15 protein-coding genes and 2 pseudogenes are annotated in these 9,243 nt (G+C 36.2%); 11 read left to right on the forward strand and 6 right to left on the reverse strand.

What is annotated here, in order from left to right; translation table 11 throughout:
- Positions 1 to 175: 175 nt before the first annotated feature.
- Positions 176 to 793, reverse strand: coding sequence for a helix-turn-helix transcriptional regulator (locus ACFINE_RS04015; protein ID WP_375621150.1), 618 nt, complete (start codon positions 791 to 793; stop codon positions 176 to 178).
- 83 nt (positions 794 to 876) lie between these two features.
- Between ACFINE_RS04015 and ACFINE_RS04020 the strand changes: the two genes are divergently transcribed.
- Positions 877 to 1,236 carry a hypothetical protein gene (locus ACFINE_RS04020; RefSeq protein WP_375621131.1) on the forward strand — a complete coding sequence of 120 codons (360 nt, stop codon included), beginning with the start codon at positions 877 to 879 and terminating at the stop codon, positions 1,234 to 1,236.
- Between the two features lie 72 nt (positions 1,237 to 1,308).
- Positions 1,309 to 1,701 carry a hypothetical protein gene (locus tag ACFINE_RS04025; protein WP_375621132.1) on the forward strand — a complete coding sequence of 131 codons (393 nt, stop codon included), beginning with the start codon at positions 1,309 to 1,311 and terminating at the stop codon, positions 1,699 to 1,701.
- Between the two features lie 8 nt (positions 1,702 to 1,709).
- On the opposite strand, the gene ACFINE_RS04030 is transcribed toward ACFINE_RS04025, so the two are convergent.
- Entirely contained in the window at positions 1,710 to 2,489 is a 780-nt protein-coding gene (locus ACFINE_RS04030) for a hypothetical protein (protein WP_375621133.1), read from the reverse strand.
- 126 nt (positions 2,490 to 2,615) lie between these two features.
- Between ACFINE_RS04030 and ACFINE_RS04035 the strand changes: the two genes are divergently transcribed.
- The 6 genes and pseudogenes from ACFINE_RS04035 (at position 2,616) to ACFINE_RS04060 (ending at position 5,932) form a co-directional block, all read left to right on the forward strand.
- Positions 2,616 to 3,098, forward strand: a complete 483-nt coding sequence (locus tag ACFINE_RS04035) for a crossover junction endodeoxyribonuclease RuvC (RefSeq protein WP_375621134.1) — start codon at positions 2,616 to 2,618, stop codon at positions 3,096 to 3,098.
- On the forward strand, positions 3,088 to 3,405 hold the full coding sequence (locus ACFINE_RS04040) for a hypothetical protein (RefSeq protein WP_375621135.1): 318 nt from the start codon (positions 3,088 to 3,090) through the stop codon (positions 3,403 to 3,405). Before ACFINE_RS04035 ends, ACFINE_RS04040 begins: the two co-directional genes overlap by 11 nt.
- Positions 3,395 to 4,462, forward strand: coding sequence for a DUF1376 domain-containing protein (locus ACFINE_RS04045; protein ID WP_375621136.1), 1,068 nt, complete (start codon positions 3,395 to 3,397; stop codon positions 4,460 to 4,462). The genes ACFINE_RS04040 and ACFINE_RS04045 overlap by 11 nt, the downstream gene beginning before the upstream one ends.
- Positions 4,377 to 4,922: a hypothetical protein gene (locus ACFINE_RS04050; RefSeq protein ID WP_375621137.1), complete on the forward strand. Its 546-nt coding sequence runs from the start codon at positions 4,377 to 4,379 to the stop codon at positions 4,920 to 4,922. Before ACFINE_RS04045 ends, ACFINE_RS04050 begins: the two co-directional genes overlap by 86 nt.
- Positions 4,923 to 5,081: 159 nt before the next feature.
- On the forward strand, positions 5,082 to 5,429 hold the full coding sequence (locus ACFINE_RS04055; protein ID WP_375621139.1) for a hypothetical protein: 348 nt from the start codon (positions 5,082 to 5,084) through the stop codon (positions 5,427 to 5,429).
- A pseudogene (locus ACFINE_RS04060) lies at positions 5,416 to 5,932 on the forward strand (hypothetical protein). The gene ACFINE_RS04055 and the pseudogene ACFINE_RS04060 overlap by 14 nt, the downstream one beginning before the upstream one ends.
- Before the next feature lie 151 nt (positions 5,933 to 6,083).
- On the opposite strand, the gene ACFINE_RS04065 reads toward ACFINE_RS04060, so the two are convergent.
- Entirely contained in the window at positions 6,084 to 6,377 is a 294-nt protein-coding gene (locus ACFINE_RS04065) for a HigA family addiction module antitoxin (protein ID WP_375621140.1), read from the reverse strand.
- A 16-nt stretch (positions 6,378 to 6,393) separates the two neighbouring features.
- A complete protein-coding gene (locus tag ACFINE_RS04070; RefSeq protein WP_252619286.1) occupies positions 6,394 to 6,675 on the reverse strand; it encodes a type II toxin-antitoxin system RelE/ParE family toxin in 282 nt (93 codons plus the stop codon).
- A gap of 188 nt (positions 6,676 to 6,863) precedes the next feature.
- On the opposite strand from ACFINE_RS04070, the pseudogene ssb reads away from it, so the two are divergent.
- Positions 6,864 to 7,317, forward strand: a pseudogene (ssb, locus tag ACFINE_RS04075) (single-stranded DNA-binding protein).
- A 10-nt stretch (positions 7,318 to 7,327) separates the two neighbouring features.
- The gene (locus ACFINE_RS04080; protein ID WP_375621141.1) at positions 7,328 to 7,870 is read left to right on the forward strand and encodes a hypothetical protein; all 543 of its coding nucleotides are present in this window, start codon (positions 7,328 to 7,330) and stop codon (positions 7,868 to 7,870) included.
- Positions 7,871 to 7,872: 2 nt separating this feature from the next.
- On the opposite strand, the gene ACFINE_RS04085 is transcribed toward ACFINE_RS04080, so the two are convergent.
- Both ACFINE_RS04085 and ACFINE_RS04090 read right to left on the reverse strand, forming a co-directional pair.
- Positions 7,873 to 8,295, reverse strand: a complete 423-nt coding sequence (locus tag ACFINE_RS04085; protein ID WP_375621142.1) for a type II toxin-antitoxin system HicB family antitoxin — start codon at positions 8,293 to 8,295, stop codon at positions 7,873 to 7,875.
- Positions 8,296 to 8,315: 20 nt separating this feature from the next.
- Entirely contained in the window at positions 8,316 to 8,498 is a 183-nt protein-coding gene (locus ACFINE_RS04090) for a type II toxin-antitoxin system HicA family toxin (RefSeq protein WP_019220217.1), read from the reverse strand.
- 347 nt (positions 8,499 to 8,845) lie between these two features.
- Here ACFINE_RS04090 and ACFINE_RS04095 point away from each other — a divergent pair, with 347 nt between their 5' ends.
- Positions 8,846 to 9,166, forward strand: a complete 321-nt coding sequence (locus tag ACFINE_RS04095) for a hypothetical protein (protein WP_375621143.1) — start codon at positions 8,846 to 8,848, stop codon at positions 9,164 to 9,166.
- The last annotated feature ends 77 nt before the right edge of the window (positions 9,167 to 9,243 follow it).

The raw sequence follows: 9,243 nt of genomic DNA on the forward strand, positions 1-9,243 counted from the left end.
ATGAATGAAATACGGTCAAGTACAAAATGTACTATTTTTTCAAAAAAATAAAAAATGACGAATCATCGACTAATTTAAGAATCAATAAGCATGCAGTTTATTGTAGAATCAATAATCTGCTATGACTTGCTGATGGCATCTAATTGATAACTTAAATAGAGAATCTTAATTGTACTTACATGTCAAGAATAGTGCGTCGTACACGACCTATTATAGAAATGGCACCTTCAAGTTTTGGAGCTTTTATTGTTTTATCGTACGAAGCAGGCTGAAAAGGAGGATTATCATTTGGTCTATATCGCTTATATGTAGCTTGCCCAGTTTCATCTGCAATTACATAGCAGGCATTAGGTACAAGCTTTTTGTCTCGCATATTTACAAGTATTATGGAATCTGGAGGACTAATTTTATTCATGGATGCACCATCTACACGCAATGCAATCCATTCACCGGCAGGAAGATTAACAGCTTCTGTCATAGGATAATCCGAAAAATCCATTATCCCATCTTGCTCGCTTAACTCTCCAGCACTAATCCATGAAATAAGAGGAATACTTATATTAAGACTAGGATTTTGTTGAGGAGATTCACCATATAAAATCCATCCCGGATCGACGTTAAATACTTGTCCATAGAGTTCGGCTTTTTGTCGAGAAACAGGACGATTTCCATTTTCATGACTAATTAGAGTATTTTGATTAAGAGCTGATATAGCGCGCGCAGCCTCGCTCGGTGTTGCATACCCAGCATTTTTACGCGCTATTTTAAGTCTATCTTTTGGCAAATAACTCATTCGTACATTATCCACTATTTTTTTCATTCATTGTGTACTATTTTATCTTGATTTAAAATTGTACGTAATGTACTATTTTGATCATGGTTAATAATTTTTATGTCAAAAATTTGATTGAGTCTTGGGGATCTATAGGTCAATTTGCGAAGGAAATCGGTTGTAGCTATGAAGCTGCACGTAAAATGCGCGATCGCAATAGTATTTCTCCAAAATATTGGAACATAATTATCCAATTGTCTGAATCCAAAGGTCCACCTTGGGTTACACTAGATTGGTTTCTTCATATGTATGAGAATAAATCTCATGGTGTTTCTCTTCTAATAACAGAACAAGGAAAAAGTACGATTTCTTTAACGGAGAAATTTACAACATCGGATGGGGCAATTCGTATGAATAATTCTACAGATAACAACAAACACCCACAGCATCATTCACACTCTTAAAGAAGAAAGATCATGAGAAACGGAATATTAAAGAAACTCTACACACAGTTTTGTAGATTAATAAGTTGTAATATGAAAATTGAGAATGGAGATAAGTTTGTGAAAGAATTTATACAAATACCGGATCGTGATTGTAGCATAGAAGATCTTATAAAACGACATAGAACTCATACAAAAGTTCTTGCAAAACAAGAAGAATGGCATAAGTCACAATTTGATAATTGGATGAGATGGCATGAAGCAACTCTTGCAGAGCGAGATAAGTCAATTGAACAACAGCAAGTAGTACTTGAAAACCTATCCTCTTTAATTAAGCAAAAAAATGAAACGCTATACAGCCAAAGGCTAAAGTTAGCTTCACAGATGAAAGTTATTGATGAATTAAATAATAAAATCATTGAGTTAATCAACAAAAAAGAAGAACCAAGATTGATCGATTTTATTTTTGCAGGAGAATGCTTTTAATTTTGGCATCAAAAAAACCACAAATGAGGATTATCAGCCAAAAAGGAATATTCAGGGCCAAATTCGTCATATGTATCTTTTGAGCGTGGATATGAGGCCCAAAAATGAACAGTGAATGTTTCCTCTGGGTTAACAATCGAAGTGTGGTCAAGTGTAAAATTTGCAATGTTGCGGGAATTAGGCTTACGGCAGCTAATTATGAAATCTAAAAAAGTGTAGCATTTAGCACGTATAATAAAAAAATTCAAAGCGAACTCTGATGAAGCATTTGATTTTATATTTTGGGGACATAACGCAATGAGTTTTGGAGTTGTTCTTTTAATGACGAGGTGTTCACCTGAAGTTTTAGATGGCCATCTAACGAAAGGGCAAGCATTTTTAACAAACTTAAAGGGACTTTTTTTCGATATGCGTATATTCCTTATCATTATATCTTCTCTAGTAAGATTTTTAATGCACAATTTCACCCTAACGCGTGAAGTGCCTTCATATTTTTGTGGGAAGAATACTGCCTTCAATTTCAAATATGGTCCCAAATCCCGTGCTTTTTTATCTTCTAATAGAATAGCTGTCTGGGTTTCTGATGCTATAGTTTGTCGTTGGAAGATTTTAAGTTGTTTTTTTAAGCTTCGTTGTTGTACAAAAAGTGTCACCATTCCAGTAACTATCGTAGCAATTATAGGAGCAATCGTAAGATTATCACTTATCCAGTGCAGCAAAAATACAGCACTATCATTTATCCGGTGCAATAAAAATACAACCTTATCAACTACCCATTCTTGCATCATAACTCCCCCCAATTTTTTAGAATCGCTGGGAGCGATACTTTTTCATAAACATTTTTTCAAGACAAGCAATCACAACACGCTCTGTCATAGCACACATATAAATACGTAGAGCCTTAAGGGGGGATTATGATCACTAACGCACAAAAAACCATTTTATGTCTTGATCTAGGGACCAAGACAGGTTGGGCGATACGTGGTGCGGATGGTCATATAACAAGCGATACAGAAGATTTTCAATCACGCCGTTTTGAAGGCGGTGGTATGCGTTATTTACGCTTTAAACGGTGGCTTACTGAACTAAAGAGATCTGTTGATGAAATTGACGCGGTATATTTTGAAGAGGTGCGCCGGCATGTGGGTACAGATGCTTCTCATATTTATGGGGGCTTTCTAGCAACCTTAACAGCGTGGTGTGAACATCATCAGATACCATATGAAGGCATTCCTGTTGGCACAATTAAGAAGGCGACGACAGGAAAAGGCAACGCATCAAAAGAAGAAATGATTAAGGCGGTATGTGCAAAAGGACATGTACCTAAAGACGACAACGAAGCAGATGCTTTAGCAATTTTATATTTGATGAAAGAAGGGGATATACATGTCCAGTAAAATAGCCGATAAATGGGCGGTGGTCGTCGATTATTTACCTCCTGTAGAAGGTAATATCTATATGAGATTGCGATTTCGCATGCTTCGTACTGGTGAACCTCTTTTTTATAATATTAAAGTTTTATCTCATTACACTGGTTATTCAGTAAAGAAATTTGAGACAGCATTGAATGTTTTGCTAGAAGAGGGATACATCATTCGTTTAGAAGATGGTCGTTTGTGGAGTTCACAAGTTGAGGAGGAACTCAATAACTTCAATGAAGATCTAAATAATAATAAAGAACAGGAGGGGAAATATGTCAACTAAGTTAGCTTGGGTTCGTTGTTTTCCTTCTGATTGGGTATCTGATGCTAGTGGAATGACGTCGCATCAAATATCGACTTATATGATGTTGATATTGCTTATGTATAAGAAGAGACAGCCAATTCTTGAGAATGCCTCTATATTAGCACGCATTTCTGGTTGTTCAGTAAAAGCTTTTAATAAAGCGCTAGATTTTTTATTGAGTGATGAGAAACTGATACGTTTAGAAGACGGTCGTTTATGGAGTTTACAGGTTGAAGAGGAACTCAACAACTCTAATGAGAATTTGAATAAGTTTTCAGAGAGAGCGCAGAAGGCAGCGAAGGCAAGATGGGATAAACATACAAATGATGCTTGTGATATTAAGCATGATGCTAACAGCATGCTTAAGGATGCTAAGCATGATGCTTGTGATGCTATAACAAACAATACAAACATATATAATAAAAAAACTAAAACTATCGTTTTAGCAAAAAAAGAAATTGGTTCTGAAAGTTTAGAAACAAACGAACAGGTTGACAAGCCAACAGAGGTTGCTGCTGTTGAGACCACATCAGAGCAAATCACAACGGGTGTAGACAACCAACCTCCCATTCACGAGCAAGAGAACGTTCCCAAAAAAGCAAAACGAGCGCAAGCTAATCGCGGTTGTCGATTGCCTACGGATTTTGAACCGGATTACGATTTTGCCATTGCAGAGGGCTTGCCTCCAGAGCGCGTCAAAGTCGAAATTGCAAAGTTTCGAGATTATTGGCGTTCAAAAGCCGGAGCAAATGCAACCAAAATCGATTGGCAAGCAACATGGCGTAACTGGATACGCAGGGCTATCGAGGGTTTAGAAAAAACAAAAAACACGAACAACAATGGTGGAAACAATGGAAATTACACTCAAAAGCAAAAAAGCATTGGGGAGCGTATCGCAGACAGTCTCCTTGATATCGGAAATCGAGGGTATTTTGAAACACATTCATGCGATGATACCTCCGAGCGGTCCGTTTGTTTTAAAGGATGGCAGCCAATTAACGAAACAGCAGGTATCGATTGCTTTAGAGGCTGGTGATCAATTGCAAGAGCTCTTCGCAGTGAAAGCAGGTAAAGAGGATATAGCAAAAGCTATTCGCATGCTGTCGTGTGGTTTGAAAATAGCACAACAATCAGACCATGAGGGAATGGCGTTGACCTATGGAATGGTTTTGGAAAATGTCTCTGCATGGTCACTGATGACAGTGGTCAAACGGATTTTATGTGATGAAATAAATTGTTTATCCGATACGTTTTTTCCGAGCACACGAGAACTTGTCAGGTTGTGTCGAGATTTAGAAAACAGTCTTTTGAGAAAAGCCAATTTTGTACGCAATGCTGTTTTGAGATTCCGTGAAAAGGAGTTGAAAGAACAAGCAGAGAAAGAGCATTCAACGCCTATAACGCTTGTTCACAAGCAAGAGCTTGAAGAAACTTTAAATGGCATTGGTGGGATAATGAAACGCTTTGGTCCACAGCAAACTAGTGAAAAGTGCTGATCGTTTTACGATTAGGTATGCATTTAAATCGACAAAAAGGTACCGTACAAAGCGATTTAAAGATTTTACGATTAAAAAAACCATATATGTAATATAAAACGCCCTGTACGGTCAAATTTAAGGTAAATAGACCAATTGGTAAAATTATGGACTAAAAACATGAGAATATTAAAAGACCTGTTCTTAAAAAAGCGTAAACAACCAATGCAAAAAGAGTTTGTTGCAACAGCTGTTGGTTATGTTCCTTGGGGGAACGGAGCAGAGGAGTATTTTTACAACCTCTACGAATATGAAGACGGTACAAAAGAGTGTGAAAAGTTTGATGGCGGACAGTATTATACCACACCAGAAAATGCGGATTTTAGTACCAAAGCGCAGGTGAAAGCATGGGTTTACGGTGGTGCTATTCCGAAAAGCGTTCTCAATTACGAACCTCTTATAGACGAGATCAATAAAGAAATCAAAAAATTATCGAAAACCGCAGGAAATAAATATGTTTACAGATAAACAGCTAAGAGCCTTGTTTGGCATTATAACTTTTATATTTTTATGTTTTTTAGGAATTAAAAAAAAATCCCTACTTTATTCAAAGTATTTTGACATTCGCATCTGTTTCTTTGGTAATAGTCACAACTGTTTTTGCAATTTTATGCAATTCCAATATCCCTTCTGAGTTGCAGAACAACCCAAAATATAAATGCGGAAATACAACAGGTTGGGTGAAACTAACACGTGATTTACAACAATATATGTAGAGACTTTTAAAGCTAATAAGTTTAGCGCTTGTCGTTTTAATTTTCCCAAGTAGCTATAAAGAAACGGTTCCTTTATCTGTCATTTCTAAGTACGTGCAGCATAAGCTTTCTTTTTCATTGGATACTGTACTTTGGTACTCAGATATTGCTCTTTGGTATTCTTTTTTAGTTTGTGTATTGTTTCTTATGTTACATACACGCAGTTTAATAAACATATCTATTTACACACTACAGTGCTCAGTTAAAAAGCTATAGTAAAATTTCCGATTTTATAAAACTGTTCAGATTACGTTGTTTCTTCTCAACGTTCATAGATGAGATCAACAAGGAGATAAAAAACTATCGTGGGCTGCTTGATTTTAAAGAACATGACCTCTAGGTGTGAAGAAAGATGGGCTAAGTCTTTCTAAAAATGCCCTACTTGCTCTAGAGGTGAAATATGTGGGACTGGGCTGTTATGCCGAGCTTGCCACAAATCATGCTTTTGTTGCAATTTAAGCCAGAATTCCGCATCATTTAAACCCGCTTTTTCTAACCGTAAAGCTAAGTTAATACTAATCGCCGCATGGCAGTTTAAGACGCGGGATAAAGTTAAACGTGCAACGCCAAGACGATTTGCAGCTTCTGTTACTGTTAACCCTAATTCATCAAGCAATTCTTCTTTCAAAATGCCGCCAGGGTGTGGAGGATTGTACATCATAATAACACCTCAAAACTCAATGGTAATCTTGATAATCAACCAGTTCAACGTCTGTCCCAATGAAACGAAAGGTAACACGCCAATTTCCATTGACACGCATTGACCAGTAACCTTTTAAATCGCCCGTAAGCGCATGTAGACGATACGATTTAAGAGTAACTTGTTCAGGCGCGGATATTGTATCTAAAATTACTAAAATGTTTGCTAATTTTTTAGCATGCGCGGGTTGTATGCCTTTGCAGACTCCTCTTTCAAAGAATAATTTCAACCCTTTATGCTTAAAACTAACGATTGCCATATATACCCTCTTGATACTTGATACTATACACCATGCATTTATGTCAATTGATTATTTATCAAAGAGCATATTAAACATAATTTTATATGTTAATAATTAATAATATATCATTGAAATAATTGAAAAAATAATAAAATTACGCTAAGATTTTTTACATATTTAAATACAAATTTAAGGTAAGAAAAAACATGCTAAACAAAGTGACATTAATCGGACGCCTTGGTGCTAATCCCGAAAGCAAAACAATGAATTCTGGAGCAGAAATAGTCAATTTTAGTATAGCAACTTCTGAGAGCTATACAGATAAAAAAAACCAATCAAAAAGTAGAGAAAACAGAATGGCATTCCGTGGTGATTTTTAATCCACATTTGGCAAAAATTGCACTTCAATATCTAAACAAAGGTTCAAAGGTTTACATAGAAGGAAAATTACAGACACGCAAATGGCAAGATAAAAATGGGCATGACCGTTATACAACAGAGATTGTCTTACCACAATTCAAAGGTGAATTGTATTTGCTTGATGCAAAGAAAGATCAATCGGCATCCCCTACCCCTTCACCCATTACTTCTCAAAGTTATGCTGTTGCTTCAGGGGCTGCTGATCATAGTGCATCTCTTAATGACAGCATACCATTCTGATTGAAAAAATATGGCTAAAAGAAAAAAACATGCAAAACGTGGTCGTCCTCGGATTAAAGGATGTATCAGAGAACCAAATGGACGCATCTCACGAGCAAAAACACCGCATGAACCCATGGATAAGTTGGCAATAGAAATACGTGCCAAACGTTTTGGCTTGACCATAGAAGAAGCAAAAAATCCGCTTTCTGCTACTTATATCGGACGGCTTTATCTGCAAGGTGTGATTAATCAAGATCAGTATGATGCTGCACAAAAATATCTTGAAGTGAGAAATAATTACCTCTGTGCAAAAGCCTTACCAAATGCAATTTATGATGACTTTACTCCATCTTTAAATGAAGAGGCAAAAAAACAATGGATTGAAAAAACTACTCATTACTATGAAGCAATGAAAGAGGTGCTAAAAGAAGCACAATGCCTTTATAGACAGCATAATCTTTATGCCGCACTACAATACATTGTTGTAGAAGAGCAATCGTTACCATATCTTGTTAATTCACTGTGTGTCGTTCTTAATGCGCTTCATAAGCATTTTACACAAAACCGCTAAATTCAAGCGGCGTCTTGGATATTAATGGCAACCTCTTTTCCAAGAGCAATGAGAGTAGATTCTAAGGCATCTAATTTGGTTGCGTGGTTTAAATCCAATAATCGGTCAATTTGTATTGGATGAAGTTTTAAAAGACGTACGAGATCAGCTTTGCGTAAGTTTTTTTCAATCATAGCGTTATGTATTGCAATTTTTAAAGTCACCAATGAAGATACTTCAACAAAAGGATAGGCAATATCACGATGTCCAAAGGGTATAGATTCACGATCTTGAAAACGCCCCATAATGACTGTTAAAAGTGCATTTTTAGCCTGTTCCAAAGCTTCTTTTTCATCGTTACCATAGGTAATAAATTCCTGAAAGTCTTTAGAGATGACTAGAAGAGTATCATTGTCATCTTTGATAAATTTGATTGCATATTTCATTTACACCTCCATATTCAGGCTTATTTTAGGTCAAGATCTTTAAGAATCTTCTGGACTAATCCTGTTCCTAATTCTTTTCGCGTACCATGCATAGGTAAAACGGACTTTTTAGAACCACGCTTTACAAGCAAATGCCCTCCCTTCCCTGAAGTAAAACTGCAACCATGCTTTGTAAGATATCTTTTCAATTCTTGACTATTCATTATAATAATATAACATCTAAAATGTTTCAATGCAACATAAATGTTGTATTGAAGGAAAATAAAGAACATCTTTTAAAACACCATATTTAGGTAAAAAAATAAAAAAAATACAAGATCATGATTTTTTTGTTGACATAGTGTAAAAAATCGTATTTAATGACAGTATGGCAGTAGTTGTATTGCGTCTAAAATTCAAAAATATCCCCAAAAATTCAGCAAAATGTCAACTTGAAGCGTGGCTAGAAAGCCCTGTTTTCTCGGTAATTCTGGCTAATCAATTTTTCACAGAATAAAAATCAATATTTGACTAATGATGTCATTAATTCATTGCCTCAAAAGGAGCGAAGATGAAAGCAATCATCACCAAGCCAATGTGTGTTGTTGGCGATAATAAAAGCACTGTTCGTTTTGAAACTTCAACTCCCAATAATCCATTTGTTGAAGTTTCCAATCAAGTCTACGCACGTCTCAAGCGTGCAAATGCTGCTAAACCTTTTGTTGATGTTAAAACAAAGATAAAGCCTGACAAGGGAGTTGAACAAATTAAGCAGATAGAACAAGAAGCCGTACAAACATCAACTGAATCAGCAGCTGAGGAAATTCCACTCGAACAACCCAAAACACCTAAAACTTCCAAGCCATCAACACCTACCCCAAAAAAGGCTTAAAAGTTGAAGTTAATCATCCACCAAAAATGGTATCTTCAACAGGCAAAAGATACCTTCACAAGCCTTCAAGCCCCTCG

This window comes from Bartonella sp. AA97HXZ (assembly GCF_042196985.1).
Classification (GTDB): domain Bacteria; phylum Pseudomonadota; class Alphaproteobacteria; order Rhizobiales; family Rhizobiaceae; genus Bartonella.

Coding starts and splice junctions, on each gene's coding strand:
- ACFINE_RS04030 (WP_375621133.1), bottom strand. CDS start 2,489: ATGATGCAAGAATGGGTAGTTGATAAGGTTGTATTTTTATTGCACCGG.
- ACFINE_RS04035 (WP_375621134.1), top strand. CDS start 2,616: ATGATCACTAACGCACAAAAAACCATTTTATGTCTTGATCTAGGGACC.
- ACFINE_RS04040 (WP_375621135.1), top strand. CDS start 3,088: ATGTCCAGTAAAATAGCCGATAAATGGGCGGTGGTCGTCGATTATTTA.
- ACFINE_RS04050 (WP_375621137.1), top strand. CDS start 4,377: ATGATACCTCCGAGCGGTCCGTTTGTTTTAAAGGATGGCAGCCAATTA.
- ACFINE_RS04045 (WP_375621136.1), top strand. CDS start 3,395: ATGTCAACTAAGTTAGCTTGGGTTCGTTGTTTTCCTTCTGATTGGGTA.
- ACFINE_RS04020 (WP_375621131.1), top strand. CDS start 877: ATGGTTAATAATTTTTATGTCAAAAATTTGATTGAGTCTTGGGGATCT.
- ACFINE_RS04025 (WP_375621132.1), top strand. CDS start 1,309: ATGAAAATTGAGAATGGAGATAAGTTTGTGAAAGAATTTATACAAATA.
- ACFINE_RS04095 (WP_375621143.1), top strand. CDS start 8,846: ATGAAAGCAATCATCACCAAGCCAATGTGTGTTGTTGGCGATAATAAA.
- ACFINE_RS04085 (WP_375621142.1), bottom strand. CDS start 8,295: ATGAAATATGCAATCAAATTTATCAAAGATGACAATGATACTCTTCTA.
- ACFINE_RS04065 (WP_375621140.1), bottom strand. CDS start 6,377: ATGATGTACAATCCTCCACACCCTGGCGGCATTTTGAAAGAAGAATTG.
- ACFINE_RS04090 (WP_019220217.1), bottom strand. CDS start 8,498: ATGAATAGTCAAGAATTGAAAAGATATCTTACAAAGCATGGTTGCAGT.
- ACFINE_RS04055 (WP_375621139.1), top strand. CDS start 5,082: ATGAGAATATTAAAAGACCTGTTCTTAAAAAAGCGTAAACAACCAATG.
- ACFINE_RS04070 (WP_252619286.1), bottom strand. CDS start 6,675: ATGGCAATCGTTAGTTTTAAGCATAAAGGGTTGAAATTATTCTTTGAA.
- ACFINE_RS04015 (WP_375621150.1), bottom strand. CDS start 793: ATGAGTTATTTGCCAAAAGATAGACTTAAAATAGCGCGTAAAAATGCT.
- ACFINE_RS04080 (WP_375621141.1), top strand. CDS start 7,328: ATGGCTAAAAGAAAAAAACATGCAAAACGTGGTCGTCCTCGGATTAAA.